Source organism: Fundidesulfovibrio butyratiphilus (assembly GCF_054657235.1).
In genome coordinates, this window is sequence record NZ_BAAHXA010000002.1 from 1,063,971 (window position 1) to 1,079,364 (window position 15,394).

The 15,394-nt window shown below is 66.2% G+C and carries 14 protein-coding genes; 7 read left to right on the forward strand and 7 right to left on the reverse strand.

The window, feature by feature from the left end; all coding sequences use genetic code 11:
• Positions 1-27: 27 nt before the first annotated feature.
• From ACYQ01_RS15785 to gnd, 4 genes are all read right to left on the reverse strand, one after another.
• Positions 28-2,298 carry an ATP-binding protein gene (locus ACYQ01_RS15785; RefSeq protein WP_459934814.1) on the reverse strand — a complete coding sequence of 757 codons (2,271 nt, stop codon included), beginning with the start codon at positions 2,296-2,298 and terminating at the stop codon, positions 28-30.
• Positions 2,299-2,423: 125 nt separating this feature from the next.
• Positions 2,424-3,206: a 6-phosphogluconolactonase gene (gene pgl, locus ACYQ01_RS15790; RefSeq protein WP_459934815.1), complete on the reverse strand. Its 783-nt coding sequence runs from the start codon at positions 3,204-3,206 to the stop codon at positions 2,424-2,426.
• Positions 3,203-4,765: a glucose-6-phosphate dehydrogenase gene (gene zwf / locus ACYQ01_RS15795; RefSeq protein ID WP_459934816.1), complete on the reverse strand. Its 1,563-nt coding sequence runs from the start codon at positions 4,763-4,765 to the stop codon at positions 3,203-3,205. Before zwf ends, pgl begins: the two co-directional genes overlap by 4 nt.
• 4 nt (positions 4,766-4,769) lie before the next feature.
• A complete protein-coding gene (gnd, locus tag ACYQ01_RS15800) occupies positions 4,770-5,678 on the reverse strand; it encodes a phosphogluconate dehydrogenase (NAD(+)-dependent, decarboxylating) (RefSeq protein ID WP_459934817.1) in 909 nt (302 codons plus the stop codon).
• Between the two features lie 328 nt (positions 5,679-6,006).
• Between gnd and ACYQ01_RS15805 the strand changes: the two genes are divergently transcribed.
• From ACYQ01_RS15805 to ACYQ01_RS15835, 7 genes are all read left to right on the forward strand, one after another.
• Positions 6,007-6,387, forward strand: a complete 381-nt coding sequence (locus ACYQ01_RS15805; RefSeq protein WP_459934818.1) for a hypothetical protein — start codon at positions 6,007-6,009, stop codon at positions 6,385-6,387.
• A gap of 3 nt (positions 6,388-6,390) precedes the next feature.
• Positions 6,391-7,137, forward strand: a complete 747-nt coding sequence (gene cbiR, locus ACYQ01_RS15810) for a cobamide remodeling phosphodiesterase CbiR (RefSeq protein WP_459934819.1) — start codon at positions 6,391-6,393, stop codon at positions 7,135-7,137.
• Positions 7,134-7,664: a bifunctional adenosylcobinamide kinase/adenosylcobinamide-phosphate guanylyltransferase gene (locus ACYQ01_RS15815; RefSeq protein WP_459934820.1), complete on the forward strand. Its 531-nt coding sequence runs from the start codon at positions 7,134-7,136 to the stop codon at positions 7,662-7,664. The genes cbiR and ACYQ01_RS15815 overlap by 4 nt, the downstream gene beginning before the upstream one ends.
• On the forward strand, positions 7,651-8,694 hold the full coding sequence (locus ACYQ01_RS15820) for a DHH family phosphoesterase (RefSeq protein WP_459934821.1): 1,044 nt from the start codon (positions 7,651-7,653) through the stop codon (positions 8,692-8,694). The genes ACYQ01_RS15815 and ACYQ01_RS15820 overlap by 14 nt, the downstream gene beginning before the upstream one ends.
• 357 nt (positions 8,695-9,051) lie before the next feature.
• On the forward strand, positions 9,052-9,495 hold the full coding sequence (locus tag ACYQ01_RS15825; protein ID WP_459934822.1) for a 3D domain-containing protein: 444 nt from the start codon (positions 9,052-9,054) through the stop codon (positions 9,493-9,495).
• A 97-nt stretch (positions 9,496-9,592) separates the two neighbouring features.
• Positions 9,593-10,816, forward strand: a complete 1,224-nt coding sequence (locus ACYQ01_RS15830) for an HD-GYP domain-containing protein (RefSeq protein ID WP_459934823.1) — start codon at positions 9,593-9,595, stop codon at positions 10,814-10,816.
• A 5-nt stretch (positions 10,817-10,821) separates the two neighbouring features.
• Positions 10,822-11,505 carry a hypothetical protein gene (locus ACYQ01_RS15835; RefSeq protein WP_459934824.1) on the forward strand — a complete coding sequence of 228 codons (684 nt, stop codon included), beginning with the start codon at positions 10,822-10,824 and terminating at the stop codon, positions 11,503-11,505.
• 86 nt (positions 11,506-11,591) lie between these two features.
• On the opposite strand, the gene ACYQ01_RS15840 is transcribed toward ACYQ01_RS15835, so the two are convergent.
• From ACYQ01_RS15840 to ACYQ01_RS15850, 3 genes are read right to left on the reverse strand one after another with little or no spacing between them, the layout of a single operon-like run.
• Positions 11,592-12,674 (reverse strand): efflux RND transporter periplasmic adaptor subunit, encoded by a 1,083-nt coding sequence (locus tag ACYQ01_RS15840; protein WP_459934825.1) that lies wholly within the window; start codon positions 12,672-12,674, stop codon positions 11,592-11,594.
• A 5-nt stretch (positions 12,675-12,679) separates the two neighbouring features.
• On the reverse strand, positions 12,680-12,892 hold the full coding sequence (locus tag ACYQ01_RS15845; protein ID WP_459934826.1) for a DUF1656 domain-containing protein: 213 nt from the start codon (positions 12,890-12,892) through the stop codon (positions 12,680-12,682).
• Between the two features lie 22 nt (positions 12,893-12,914).
• Positions 12,915-15,137, reverse strand: coding sequence for an FUSC family protein (locus tag ACYQ01_RS15850; RefSeq protein WP_459934827.1), 2,223 nt, complete (start codon positions 15,135-15,137; stop codon positions 12,915-12,917).
• Positions 15,138-15,394 lie beyond the last annotated feature (257 nt).

Below are 15,394 nucleotides of genomic sequence, written 5' to 3' on the forward strand. Positions count from 1 at the left end.
TCCGCGCGTCCGGTTCGTTTCGCCCGGTCAGGCGGTCTTGGGGGACAGGGGCAGGCGCAGGACGAAACGCGCCCCCCGGCCCGGAGCGGAGGTCACCTCCAGGCTGCCGCCGTGGTGGGTGGTCACGAGAAAAAACGCCACGGAAAGGCCCAGTCCGGTGCCCTGTCCCGGCTCCTTGGTGGTGAAGAAGGGTTCGAACACCCGGCGGCGCACGTTTTCTTCCATGCCCGGCCCGTTGTCCTCCACTTCGACCCGGACGTGGCGTTCCTCCCTGGCCGTGCGCAGGGTGATGACGGGTTCGCGCTCCTGGTCGCGTCCGGTCCACAGGGCCTGGGCCGCGTTCTTGAGCAGATTGAGAAACACCTGTTCGATCTCCGTGCGGCTGCACACCACAGGGGGAACGGCGTCCTCGTATTCGCGTACGATCCGTATCTTTTTGAAGTCGTACATTTTCTTGAGGTCGTAGTCGCTGGCGGCCAGTTCCGCGGCCTTGTCGAGCAAGAGGTGCATCTCGACGCTCGATCGTCTGGCGTCGTTGCCGCGGCTGAATTCGAGCATGTTGGACACGATGGCCCCGGCCCTGGCCCCGGACTCGCGTATGCCCTGCAGGAGCTCCGGCACGTCGCGCAGGGTCAAGAAGCGCTCCAGGGCCCGGGGGTCGCATCCGGCCTCGTCGGCGGCCCTGCGGCGGGCCGGGGAGTCCTCCATCAGCCGGCGGACCAGCACCTGGGCGCTTTGCATGATGCCCCCCAGGGGGTTGTTGATTTCGTGGGCCATGCCTGCGGCAAGTCCTCCCACGCTCATCATCTTTTCGGTCTGGACCATGAGCTCGGCCATGCGTTCGCGCTGGGTCACGTCGTCGATGCGGATCACCGCTCCGGGGCGTTCGTCGCCGGTCAGGGGATAGATGAGCACATCGAGAATCTTGCATCCTTCTTCGGTCTGGTCGCGAAGCCCGGACAGACGCACCGGGTCATTGCCGCGCAGGGCCTGGAGCGTGCGTTCGCGCAAGCCGGCCAGGTTCAGGCAGACTTGGCCCATGTCGCGTCCGCGAACCATGGGGGCTTTTTGGCCGACGCTGCGCTCGGCGACCCGGTTGACCAGGGTGATCCGGCAGTCGTCGTCCACGCCGAAGATGGCCGAGGGCATGGAGTCGATGATGTCTTGCAGGGAGGTGTTGGCGTCCCTGGCCCGGGCTTCGGCCCGGGCGAGTTCCCGCTGGCGGATTTGCAGGGCCTGGGCCATGTCGTCGAAGGCCTTGGCCACCTGGCCGAACGCGCCGCCGCCCACCTTGGGACCGGCCCTGGCGTCGAGGTCGCCGGCTCCGATGCGTCTGGCCGCTTCGGCCAGGCGGTCCATCTTTGCCAGGATGCCGTGCCGGGACAAAAGGAAGGCGAGAAGCAGGGAAAAGGTCATGGCCAGGCTTCCCAGAAACAGGCTGCGCCTGGTGACCCGGTCGGCCCGGTTCAGGGCGAAGGCCTCGGGCACGCCGACGAACATGGTCATATAGGCGGGCTGGCCCGGACTCAGGGAAACCTTGCGAAAGGCGTAGTAGCGCATGATTGCGTCGGAGCCCGAATGCTTGTTCAGGCCTTCGACATCGCTTCCCAGATAGCGTTCCCAGAGCGGAGCGGCGATTCGAAACCCGGCGGGCGTGTGGGTGTTCTCCGGGTGGACCATGAGGCGCGTTCCGGCGTGGTCGGCGATGATGAACACCGAGTCCGGCGGCAGGATCGCCCGGTCGAAAAGCGCGCTGTAGCGTTTGAGGTCCAGGCTGCACGTGAGTATCGCAGTCAATTCCCCCTGGTCGTTCAAGACCGGCAGGGCGTAGGCCATGACCGGGATCCGGCTGACCCGGCCGACCTGGTATTCCCCGGCCGCGAAGGTCAGGGTCCGTTTGGCTTCCTCCACGTGGCGCAGACCGGCGTAGGACGTGTTCGGGCGAAACGGCAGGCCCGAGGCCAGCACGTTGCCGTTGGTGTCGAGCAGGGCCACGTTGGCCAGGGAGGAGTTGCGGGACACCAGGTCGGCGAAGGCCTTGTCGCAGGCCGCTATGTTCTTGTCCTTCACCTCGGGGAAGAGGGCCAGGGCCGAGAGCAGTTGCCAGATGCCGGTGGTGGTGGCCTCCTGCTCGTCGGCAAGGGCTTGCGTCAGACGCAGGGCGCCGGTCTCGGCGTGGTCGAGTTCCACCTGGCGGTGTTCCATGCCCGCGAACACGATGACGCAGAGAATGGGCAGGGTTGCGGCCAACACCACGAGAACCAGCCATAGCCCCAGGGAGTCCTTGAGAAGTTTCACCGATGCTCCGAAAGGGTTTGCGCGCGCCCAAGCGGGAAATACGCGACGGGTGGTATGCGTTGCGGGCGCGCGGTCCGTCGGCGCGCCGCCCAGGTCTTTCGCCTTTGCGTGGGGCCGCGGCGTCGTTACGGACGCGCCAGCCAGATCGGGGCGCGACGCGGTCGCACCAGTGCGGCGGGAAGCGATTCCCCGCCGGCTCCGGCCGCGATGGTCCTGGCCAGAGCGGTCTTGTCCGGGCCGGAAACGAGAAAAAACGCTTCCCGCGCGGCGCACAGAAGAGGCAGCGTCATGGTGAGCCGGGCAACGGCCGGATCGGCTCGTTCGGGATACGAGGCCACGACGAGCCGTGCGGACTCGCCGAGAATGGCCTGGCCGGGAAAAAGCGAAGCCGTGTGCCCGTCGCCGCCCATGCCCAGGTGAAGGCAGTCGAACTCCGGCAGGCCGGGGCCGGGCTGGCCCAGGCGTTCGGCGAAGATTCGCCGCAGGAGGGCTTCGTAGGCCCTGGCGCCTTCTTCGGGCGCCAGCCGTCCGGGCATGGGCCAGACGTTGCCGCCCGGCAGGGGCGCGCGGGCCAGCAGGGTGCGGGCCAGCAGGGCGAAGTTGCTGCGTGCGTCGTGGGGTTCCACACAGCGTTCGTCCACGAAAAAGACCTGGAGCCGGTCCCAAGGCAGCTTGGCCCCGGCCAGTTCCTCGAAAAACAGGGCCGGCGTGGTCCCGCCGGAAACGGCCAGACTGGCCGCCCCGCGTTCGGCCTCGGCCCGGAGGAGGGCCCGGGTGGCAAGGTCGACCGCGGCCCGGGCCTGGGACCGGGGATCGGCGAACAGGGTGAACGCGGCCGGGGCGCGTTCATCGGGGGGAAGGCCGCCTCGGGCCTTGCCCTCGGGAGCGCGTCGGGGAGGGACGTTCATCCCGGACTCCCGGCCTGGGTGTCGCGAAGGAAGTTGAGGTGCACCATGCCGGCCTCGGGGGGGCCCCAGCTTCCCGCGGGGTAGAAGAGCAGACGCCTCTCCAGGTCGCCGCAGGTTTCGCACATGGCCAGAATGGGGGTGAGAAAGCCCCAGCACAGCTCCACGGCGTCCTGACGCCAGAAGAGCATGTGATCGCCCAGCATGCAGTCGATGAGCACCTTTTCGTAGGAATCAAGCGGCGGTCCCTGGTAGCCCCGGCGAAAGTCGAAGGACATGGACGCCGTGTCCAGGCAGAAGCGCGGCCCGCCGGGTTTGACCTGAAAGTGCATGTCGATGCGCTCTCCGGGGTAGGTCTCCAGCACCAGGCGGTTGGCCGTGACGTGTTCGCCCAGCACGCCCCGGAAGATGGAGTGGGGCACTTCCTTGAACTGCACCACGATGCGGGTGAGCTTGCGGGCCAGGGCCTTGCCCGAGGCCAGATAGAAGGGCACGCCCTGCCAGCGCCAGTTGTCCACGTGGACCTTGAGCATGGCGAAGGTCGGCGTGGACGAGTCCGGACGAACGCCCGGTTCGTCGCGGTAGGCGGCCAGGGGGCTTCCCCCGCCGGAAACGCCCCCGCCGTACTGGCCGAGCACCAGTCCTTCGAAGCCCCTTTCCACGGCAAAGGGACGCAAGCTCCGATAGACCTTGACCTTTTCGTCCTGCACCCGTTCGGCCTGAAAGATGGAAGGGGGCTCCATGGCGGCCAGGGCCAAAAGCTGCATCATGTGGTTCTGGAACATGTCGCGCAGCACTCCGGCCTGGTCGTAGTAGCCGGCCCGGTGCTCGACGCCCAGGCTCTCGGCCGCGATGATGGAGACGTATTCCACGTAGTTGCGGTTCCACACCGGCTCGAACACGGCGTTGGCGAAGCGCAGGGACAAGATGTTCTGGATGGTTTCCTTGGCCAGATAGTGGTCGATGCGGAAGATGGCTTCTTCGGTGAAATGGGCGTGCAGGGTGGCGTCGAGTTCCCTGGCGGTGGGAAGGTCGCGGCCGAAGGGTTTTTCCACAACGATACGCGTCCAGGGAACGGTGTTGTCCGCGCAGCAGGCCAGCCCGGCCTGGCCCAGGCGGGCGGCCACCACCGGATAGAGCTCGGGGGGAATGGCCAGGTAGAACAGCCTGTTGCCCGGTAGGCCGAGTTCCTTTTCCAGCCGGATCAGGTCTTCGGCCAGGGATCGGTAGTCGTCCTGGTTGTCGTAGTCCAGACGGTGGTAACGGGTCAGGGCGGGAAACGTTTCCAGCGCCGGAAAGTCGGTCCCGTGGGCCTGGATCACGGCTTGTCGGGTCTTTTCGCGGAAGGCTTCGGTTGTCATGTCGGTGCGGGCCGCGCCCACCACCGCGAAGGGCTTGGGCAGGCGTCCCACCTGATCCAGCCGGGCCAGGGCGGGCAGGAGCTTTCTGGCGCACAGGTCGCCCGAAGCGCCGAAGATGACCAGCAGGCAGGGATCGGGAGCTGTGGCGGTGAGGCAGCCCGGACCGGAGGGGCTTGCGCTCGGGGGCGTTTTGGAGGGCACGGCCTCACTCTCCGCTCTTGACCACGCCGTGTCCGCCGAATTCGTGGCGCAGCCCGGCCAGAACGCGGTCGGCGAAGCTGTTTTCCTGGCGGGAGCGGAATCGCTCCATCACGGACAAGGTGAGCACCGGGGCGGGGACGGCCAGGGAAAGGGCCTGCTCCACGGTCCAGCGGCCTTCGCCCGAATCCTCCACAATGGGCTTGATGCCCGCCAGGCCGGGATCGCGGCGGAACATGGCCTCGCACAATTCCAGAAGCCAGGAGCGCACCACGCTGCCCCGGTTCCACAGGGCGGAAAGGGCCGCGAAGTCGAGACGCTCGCCGTAGGGCGAGGCCTGAAGCAGGGCGAAACCTTCGGCGTAGGCCTGCATCATGCCGTATTCCACCCCGTTGTGGATCATCTTCACGAAGTGGCCCGATCCCACTGGGCCGCAGTGCATGTAGCCTCCCGGGGGAGCCAGGCTCTCCAGGATCGGGACGAGACGGGAGAAGCATTCCTCGGAGCCGCCCACCATGGTGCAGTAGCCTTCGCTCAGGCCCCAGACTCCGCCGGACACCCCGGCGTCCACGAAGTGGACCCCGACGGCTTCCAGGCGTTCGGCGCGCGGTGCGGCGTCCTGAAAGCGGCTGTTGCCGCCGTCCACCACCATGTCGCCGGGGGCGAGCAAGGCGGCCAGGGCGTCCACGTGTTCGTCCACCACCGGGCCGGCCGGCAGCATGAGCCAGACCACGCGCGCAGGGGCGAGCTGGGACACCAGGTCTTCCAGCGAGCCGGCGGCCAGGGCGCCGCTTCGGGCGATTTCTTCCGTCCTGGCCGGAGTGCGGTTGTAGGCCGCCACAGTGTGCCCCGCGCCGAGCAGTCTTTTGGCCATGTTCATGCCCATGCGGCCAAGGCCTATCATGCCGATCTGCATCGCGTACTCCTTTGCGGTCCGGCCCGCCGGCGGAGGTTTTCTTTCACCATGTTCCCCTTACGGCATTTGCCCGCCCCACGCCAGAGGGAAGAGCGGCCGCGCGCCAGGGACACGTTCAGAAAACATGTTGAAATCGCCCGATTTTTTCAAGACAAAAGCGCGGAGCGCCCTCCGTCGCGCGCGGGCGCGGGAGGGATTTCCCCGTAGGGTCGAGCGGATAGGCCATGCGGGAGCCCGGACGGCGAACGAAATGTCCGGGGCGTGATCGAGCCGGACGCCCTGTCCGAAAAAAAGCCGACACGTCCCCGCGAGAACAACGCCCAAAGGCATGCGCATTCGCGCAGGCCTTCTCGCATCGGCAACGGACGGGGAAGCGCCGCCCGGCGGCGCGAACGCGTCTGTCCGGAGCGGCCCGGGGCAAGCCGGGAAGATCGCTTACAAAGGGGCGCTAGAAAAAAAGGCGGAAGACATAGCGTTCGTACACTCTGCTTACCCTGTGGGCCACGGGCTTGGACAGACCGATGTCCTTGAGGCGACAGTAGACATGAAGGGGGTTGAAAAGATGGTGCACAGCGTTGCGAATGCGGCGCATGGCATGACACTCCGTTTCGGTCGTCCGACGACCGTTCGTCAAATTGACCGTTTTGTTAATTTGCGTCAAAAACGAAAAGATCCTAATCGCATTGCCGTCGGTCTTCAAGAGAAATAACCTATGCAATTTTACCTCGGTCCCTGGCCCCTGGCGGCCACCAGTTGGCTCTGGCCCCTGCCCCTGGCGGAAAATTTGGCTCGCCTGGCCGAGCTCGAGCTTTCCCTCCATCAGGCGGCCTTGCTCTTTTATCGCTATCGCGCGTGCCTGGACTACACTCCCGAGGACATCGGTCCGTCCACCAGCCTGGCCTCGCATGTCCATCTGCCCGTGGACCTGCCCTGGGAACGGGGCGGTGAGGCGGTCTACGACATCCTGGCCCGGCTCATGGACATGGCCGCGCCCCACAAGCCCTGGGGCGGCGTGCTCCACCCGCCCGACTCCCCGGACGACATGGCCGGTTTGGCCCGGGTGTGGCGCGAACGCGCTCCGGGATGGCGGCTGCTCCTGGAAAACGTGCCCGGACAGGATCTCATGGACCACTGGCCGGTCATCCTGGACCTGGATTTGCCCGTGTGCCTGGACGTGGGGCATCTGCTGGCTTTCGAGCAGCACCGGCTTCTGGCCGCCCGAGGGCTGGCCGGCCGGGTGGAGCTGGTGCATTGTTACGCACCGGGCTTGGCCGTGGGAACGCACGAGCACCTGAGCCTGGCCCGCCTGGCTCCCTCCCAGGCCTGGGCGCTCCGGGCCTGTCTGGACTTCCTGCCCGCCGGAGCGCCGGTGCTTTTCGAAGTTTTTTCCGAGGCGGACTTGCGGGAAAGCCTGGAAACGTTTTACGCGTTCACGATGCGCTGGGGCTTGACCATATGATCCGCCTGATTCTCGGCGGGGAAAAGTCCGGCAAGTCGAACCTGGCCTACGCCCGGTTCGCGTCCCTCTCCGGTCCGCGTCGGGTGCTGGCCATGGGCCTTGCCCAGGATCAGGCCTTTCGGCGCCAGATTCTCGAACACCGGTTGGCCCGCGATCCCCGCTTGCCGGTGGAAGAGCCCGGCCTGGCCCTGCCCGAAAGCCTGGCCCGGGCCGCCGGGACCGCCACGGCCGTGCTGGTGGACAGCCTGGATTTCTGGGTGTTCGCCTGCATGGAGGCCGGTCAGGACCGCGCGCGGGACCTGTGTCGCGGCCTGGAAGGCTTTCGCGGTCCCGAGGCCCCGGCGTGTTTTCTGGTCAGTTGCGAAGTGGGGCTCGGTCCCCTGGCGGCCACGGCCTTGTCCAGGCGATTCGTGCGCACTCTGGGCGCGGTCAACCAGCACGTGGCCGCCCTGGCCGACGAAGTGGCCCTGGCCGTGGCCGGGCTGGAACTCAACCTCAAGGGAGGCGCGTCTCATGGCCTTCTTTAGACTGCTGGGAGAACGACTGGAGGGGCTCAGAAAGCTTTTCAAGTCTTCCCAGCGGTGGCTCATCGTCATCAACGCCGATCCGGACGCCATGGCCTCGGCCATGGCCCTGCGCCTGATTCTCGAACGCCGGGTGGCCCGGGCCGACATCGCCCACATCAATCCCATCGCCAGGCCCGACAACCTGGCCATGATCAACACCCTGCACATCCCCCTGATCCGGCTCACCCGCGAGTTGCCGGAAAACTACGACAAGTTCGCCATGGTGGACTCCCAGCCCCACCACAACCCGGAATTCGCCGGCATCGACTTCGATGTCGTGCTCGACCACCATCCGCAGGTCCCCGAGTATCCGGTCGAGGCTGCCTACATGGAGATTCGTCCCGAATACGGGGCCGTGAGCACCCTGCTCACCGAATACCTCTATAATTTGGGTATCGTGCCGGGCAAACGCCTGGCCACGGCCCTGCTCTACGGCATCAAGACCGACACCCAGTCCTTTGAGCGCGATTTTTGCGGCGTGGACGTCAAGGCGTTCAGCTATCTCTCCAAACTGTCCAACAAGCTCTTGCTGCGCAAGATCGTGCATGCCGAGTTTCTCAAGGAGTGGTTGGACTCCTTCGCCCTGGCCTACGCCAACAGCCGCTATCTGGGGCGCGACGGCTTTTTTGCCTGGGTGGGGGAAGTGGACAACCCCGACATCCTGGTGGTTCTGGCGGACTTTTTCCTGCGCGTGCACGGCATAGCCTGGGACGCCATCGCCGGCCATTCGGAAGGCAAGCTGGTGGTGATCTTTCGTTGCGACGGCCTGGGCGGGCGCGACATGGGCAAACGCGCCGCCGGATGGTTCGGCGCCTTCGGCAGCGCGGGGGGGCACAAGATGGCCGCGCGGGCCGAAATTCCCCTGGAGCGCCTGCGGGGCATGGACCCCGAAACCTTCGTGCTCGGGCGCATTTCCCGCTCCAAGGCGGCCGCGGTTCCCGCCGGAGGGGGGGCGTTGTCCGCCTCGAATTCCCGCAAGGCCGCGTCCTGAGAGCGGCGACGCCGCGGGCCGAACCGCGGGGGACGTTCGCGCAAGGGGGGCGCTCCCCGAAACATTGCCGGAACATGAACATCCGTTCATGTTCAAACGGCGGCGACCGGGCGGGGAGAGATCGGCGGAAGTCGCCGGAGGGCGGGGGAAGCCGCTCCCGACGGCGCCCGGCTCCGGGGCGTCGGCCGGGGCGCGTCGGCGGGGCTGAAAAAAGCCTCGAACATGAACATCCGCCGCGCGCGTTGCGTTCGAGGTTGCCCTCGGGTCCTGCCGGCTGATAAAAAGGCGCTCATGATGAGTGTCAAAACCCTGCGGCGAAGACCGCGAAAAAAATGTTCCCGTCCCCTGGTAATCCCCTTGGCGGCGCTGAAATTGGCCTTTTTCCTTTGTGTTCTGCCAGGATGCGCGGCCAGCAAAAAAGCCTGCGCGGATCTTTCCTCCTCCGGTCCTCCTCCGTCCTGCTCCTCGTCGAAACTGTTCGCCTTCACCCCCAAACCCAAAACCCTCACCGTGCGCGCCCTGGCGTATACGGCCCAGTCCGTCGGGCGGGGCAAACTGCCCAAGGCCGCCAACGGCCAAACCCTTACGCCGGACATTGCGGCCATCGCCGTTTCGCCCGACCTGCTCGAGCACGGCCTGGTCTTCGACAAGAAGGTGCGCATCGAAGGTCTGGACGGCGAATACACGGTCATGGACACCATGAGTCCCCGCCACGAAAACACCATCGACATCTACTTCGGCCACGACATGTCGGCCGCCAGGCAGTGGGGGTCGCGCGAACTCACCATTTCGTGGGAGTGACCACCGCCGCCGTGCCGTGTCCTTTCGGCCTTGCTTGACCGCCTTTCGCGCCTGTGCCTATAGCTGGACATACGTCTCGACTGGACTCGACACAGGCATGCTGAAGAAACTTCGCGTCTACGACCTGCAGGTCGGCATGTATGTGGTGGATACAGGACTGTCCTGGATCGACCACCCCCTGCTGTATTCCCAGGAAGGCTACGTCACGTCCGAGGAGGAAATCGTGGCCATCCGGGAGGAGGGGTACGCCGAGCTCTTCATCGAGACCGACAAGGACAAGCAATGCGCCGGATCGGTGCGCCTTTTCGACCGGGGCGAGGTGGAGCGCGCCCTGGACGACGCCCAGGCCGAACTCGATGCCGAGACCGCGACCAACAAAAGCGTTCCCCTGCTTCAGGAATTGGAACACGCCAGGGTCGCCCATCGCAAGGCCATGGAGGTGGCCAAGCGGGTCTTGGACGCCGTGGCCGTGGGCCGTCCCTTCGACGCCCAGGCCTGCCAGGACCTTGCGCGCGAGGTGTCGGCCAGCGTGTCCCGCAATCGCGACGCCCTGGTCTGCCTGGCCTGGCTGCACGACACCGACCCCTATCTGTTGCGCCACAGCGCGAGCGTGTCCGTGCTTGCGGCGGCTTTCGGGGATTTTCTGGGCCTGAACAGGGTGCAGGTGGGCGAGTTGGCCCTGGCCGGATTTCTTCACGATGTGGGCAAGGCCCTCTCCCCCCAGGACGTGCTGGCCAAACCCGGCCGGCTCACGCCGGAACAGTTCCACCGCCTGAAGTTTCATCCCATAGAGAGCTGCACGGTCATCAGTGCGCGGATGAGTCTGCCGCAGCATGTGATTCGGGGCATTTCCGAACACCACGAACGCGTTGACGGTTCGGGCTATCCTCGGGGCATCTCCGGGAAAGAGTTGAGCTTTTTTGGACAGATATTGGGCGTGGCCGACGTCTACGACGCCATGACCCAGGATCGTCCCCACCAGAAGGCCGTCACTCCGGGCAAGGCCCTGGGAACCATGTATGCCAGGCGCGACAAGGACTTTTCGGCCGGAATTCTCGAACGCTTCATCAAGTGCTTGGGCGTGTACACCGTGGGTAGCCTGGTGCGTTTGAATTCCGGCGAATGCGCCGTGGTGTGCGAATCCAATCCCGATACGCCGCTTCGTCCCAAGGTGGCCATCGTGTTCGACGAGCGGATGCGTCCCATGCATCCGGTCAGCGTGGACCTGGCCGGGTCCGGCCGGCTGGCCAAGCGCCTGGAGATCCGCGAAGTGCTCGATCACAAGGCCCTTGGCGTCAACCCCAGCCACCATTTCGGTTGACCGCCATGCCCGTCAACGATTCGATCCCCGCGCAGCGACGCGCGCACATTCTGGACGAACTCAAGTCCCGGTTTTCCTGGCCCGTGGAAGAGGCGTTCATGCGCGAGGACTTTTCGGTGCGCACCGACTTCGCGGCCCGGGTCCACCGGGTGGACTGGCCGCGCCAGGCTCTGGGCCGGGACCCGTCGTTCGGGCGCTACCTGCACGAGATGGCCCACGCCCTGCTGGGCGAGACGGCGCATCCCCAGTTCTGCCATCCCTTTTTCGCCTCCCGACAGGACAAGGCCCTGGTGGCCACCTATCAACCCCTGTTCGACATGGCTCTCGATTGGTTCGTGGAAGGCTTGCTCATGGAAATAGCGCCCGAAGTCCAGGGAGCCGACATCGACGAACGGTTCCGCCAGGCCGCCGGCATGCTGCGCCAGGGCATGGCTCTGCCCAGCCTGGCCTTCGTGGTGGATACGGGGTTGAGCCTGGCGTCGTTCGAAGTCCATCGAGGCCTGCCCATGGCCACCCAGGGCAAGATGGCCCAGGTGGTGCGGGCCTTTACCCGCACCCCGCCCGCCCCGCCCACGCTCTTTGCCCTGCGGGGGCTCACCGCCAGTCTCATGGAAGTTTTCGAGAACCACACCGCCCGGCTGGTGCGGGACAAGGACTTCGAACGCTGGCGCATCGCGCCCGCGCTCTAAGGCGGGTTCTTCGCCCCCGGGCCGCCGGGATTGCCGTCCCGCAGCGATCGCCGGGGCCGGGGAACATCCGGCCTTCGCGGCCGTTTCTACCGGGTCACCACGAGCACCGAGGCCGTCGTGCCCACGCGCAGTTCCACATCCCCAGGCTTGTCGACGATCCGCACCCGCACGGGAACGCGCTGGGCCAGCCGAATCCATTCGAACGTGGGGCTTATGGAGGGCAGCAGGTCCTGGCCCGTGGAGCCGTCCTGCTGGGCCACGCCGCGCCCGATGCTTTCCACCACTCCGGTCATGGGCTCGTCGGGATAGGTCATGAGGGTCACGGTGGCCCGGTCGCCGCTTCGGACCGCGCCGATGGAACTTTCGCGAAAATAGCCGGCCACCCAGTAGCTGTTCGCGTCCACCAGGGCCATGAGCGGCTGGTTGGCCACGGCCTGACTGCCCAGACGCAGGTTCAGATTGGTGACGTAGCCGTCCGCGGGGGCCGCGACCCGGGTGAATTCCAGATTGAGACGGGCCTGCTCGCATTGGGCCAGGGCCTCGCGCAGCATGGCGTTGTCGTCGCCGGGCGCGCCCAGGGCGGCCTGGGTTCGCGCCAGTTCCGCCTCGGCCTGGGCCTTGGCGGCGTGGGCCTTTTCCAACTGGGCCTGGGCCTGGTTCAGGTTCGCCTGGGCGGTCACGTAGTTCACCCTGGTCAGGTCGAAGTCGCGTTTGGCTATGGTCCCGCTGGCGACCAGGGTTTCGTACCGTTTCAGGTCCTTTTCCAGCTCCTCGAAGTTCGCCCTGGCGCTGGTGACCCCGTAGGCGGCGTTTTGCACTCCGGTCACGCTCTGGCGCACGGCGGCTTCCGCGGCCTTGACCTGCTGCCCCAGGTTCTTGATCTGGTCCCTGGTCTTGTCGAGATTCGCCCGCGCCTGGTCGTAAGCGGCATCGAAGGTTCTCGGATCTATGGCGAAGAGCAGGTCGCCCTTGGCCACGCGCTGGTTGTCCACCACCGGCAGCTCGATCACGGGGCCGGAGACGCGCGGCGTGATCTGAATGACGTTGGCCCGCACCTTGCCGTCGCGCGTCCAGGGGTTGAGGACGTAGTGTCTGTATTTTGCCACGAGCAGACCGGTCGCGGCGATGACGATGAGCGACGTGACGCAGACCTTGCCGGATATTTTCATTGCGTTCATCCCATGAAGACGAAAGAATCCAACAGACAGGTGAAAACCACCACAAAAGCCACGAACACCAGATGCGGAGCCGCGAAATACCGCGACATGCCGTGGCGGTTCAGGAGTTGCGCCACGAAATAGGTGATCAACAGTCCGAAAATGAAGGACAACAGGAGCGGCGGTATGTACACGCCGCCGATGTTCACTTCGCTTGGCGCCAGGAGCATGGACAATCCCCCTCGGTCACGGTCAGAAACGCGCCGCGTTCCAGCGGCTCCAGTCGAACCCCGCGCTCAGTTCGGCGTATCTGGCCAGAGCCCTGCGCAAGGCCCTGTATCCGCCCAGCAGTCTGTACGCGCCGCAATCCTCCTCGTCCCGGGCCGGCGCGCACAGGGCGTGGAACGTTCGGTCCAGGCGCTCGTCGAAGGTCCTTGCCCCGTCGCGCGCGGTGTGGTCCCGGACCTGATCGCGCGTCCGTTTCGGCGAACCGTCCGTGTCCGGCGCGGGACCGCCGGCGGGTTCGCTGGACGGTTTCTCCCGGCGGCCGGGGGCGCATTGCGCTCCCAGGGTTTTGAGCATGGCCAGAATCTCTTCGTGCAGGGCGTTCATGTCCCGGTCGCCGCTTGGGCCTGGTCCGTCCCCGTCCGGGCGCGGTTTGGCGATCATGTTCAGGCCGCTCGCAATGGCGTTCAGACCGGCCACCAGCCTTGCGACATCGCGCGGGGTGGCCGCCTGGACCTCTGTGAAGTCGACCCGGCTGACCCAACCGCCTATCCGCCCCACCAATGACTGAAGCGAAGCCAGGCTGGCGCGTCCCCGTCGCCGGCGCGTGTCGTCATCGGAGACCAGGTCCCGCATGCAGGCTTCGGCCCGCTGAAAGAACCGCGCCACCAGCCGGGCGATCACTCGTTCGGGTCGTCTGCCGAACGGCATGTGGAACACCAGGGCCACGGTGACGATGCCGAAGACCATGGCCCCGCAATTGTTCAGGAACAGGGCGAAATCATACGCCTGGCGGTTCTGGAGGTTGGTCATCATGATGAAGGGAACCACTCCGGCCAGGCGCAAGGCGGCCAGTCGGGGATTCCAGGAGATATAGGTGACGCCGGCCACCAGCAGGAACATGACCGCCGCGAGTTGCCAGAACTGGGTCAGGCTCGGCATCACCAGCACGTAGATCAGGCCGGCGATGACCACACCCACCATGTTCACCAGAAAGAATTGGGCCCAGTCCATCTGCGGAGCCAAAACGCCCATCAGCACGAACAACCCCACGAAAACGACATAGGCCATGTGCCCGGGAGGGTCGGCCACGATCCAGACCAGCGAGGCCAGCAACACCCCGGCCACGCCGCGGGCCAAAGCGGCGTAGCTGTCCCGGTCCGGGGGGGGCGTTGCGGGCGCGGATGCGACGGCCGGGGCGGCGAGCTCCTTGCGCGACAGGCCCGTGATGGCCAGCAGGCATTCGGCCAGGGCCCGCACGGCGTCGTCGAGCCGGCGAAGGGTTTCGGCCGTGCTTTTGACCGCGGCCCGTTGCAGGGGGGGGAGGGCCGCGAGTTTTTCCCGGTCCGGGCGGGGTTCCAGGCGTGGCATGGGACCGGGCGGACGCCCGTCGAACACGGCCTGCAAGGCGGCCATGCGTCCGGACAACTCCGTCTGGATTTTCTCGATGTCCGCCACGAGGTCCGGCATGTCCAGGCCGCGCAGGTCCGGCGCGCTTTCCCGCCAACCCCGGGCGTCGTCGGTCATGGACTGGAAGGTCGCGGCAAGGCGTCGCCACCAGTTGCGCATTTCGCGCACCTGGAAGTGCTCCAGTTCCGAAGCCGCCAGACGGCGGCGCAACTGGCCGAGCAGCAGGTCGGCGGCGTCCAGCCACGTTCCGGGCGGGTCGTCGCGCTCCCGACCGCGCAACAGCAGAAACGAATTGCCGAGAATCTTCACCTGCGCGCCGAGCAGGGTCTTCACCGTGGCGCGCAGGTCGTCGGTGCTGCGCTGCGGCCAGACGAACATGGAGACGCCGGTGTAGGCCAGAACGCCCAGCGCCGTCTCCTGAAGGCGGAGCACGGCGGTGTTGAATGCGAATTGCGACGTGGTTCCGATGATGGACGACGCGATGAGCAGGCTCACGTATCCGCTGAGGAACCAGACGTACACGTACCGGCCTCGGGTGATCTTGTAGGCGCACAGTCCCACGTACAGGGACAGCAGTATGAGAAACGCCCAACGCTCCTGCGGGAAAAGCGCCAGGAGGACCAGGGCCGCCACTCCGCCCGCAAGGGTTCCCCAGAGCCGTTGGAGGCACTTCATGAGCGATTCGCCCACGGAGGGCAGGCTGACCACGGCCACGGCGATGCATGCCCAGTAGGGGTTGTTCCAGCCCATGGCCATGGCCGTTGCGCAGGCCAGAACCATGGCCAGGCCCGTCTTTATGGATTCCTTCGCGGCCAGGGAGAGTGCCAATGTCGCCAGCATTTCGCGCACCGGTTGAGGAGGATGTTCCGCCGGCCGGAGAAGGACGCCGGGGGCGGACGCGTCGCGGGGCAGGCGGACGGCCGTTGGGCGTGAAATCCGGTCCGACGCAGGGACGCGCCGATGCAAACGGGAGCGCCCTGTTCGATGTCTACAGATGTAGACTTATTCCCGGCCTATGTCTACGGGTGTAGACATGGAATTCACCGCCCGCTTCGTTTCCCGACACGCGGGGCGAAATCGCGACACCGGCGGGCGGT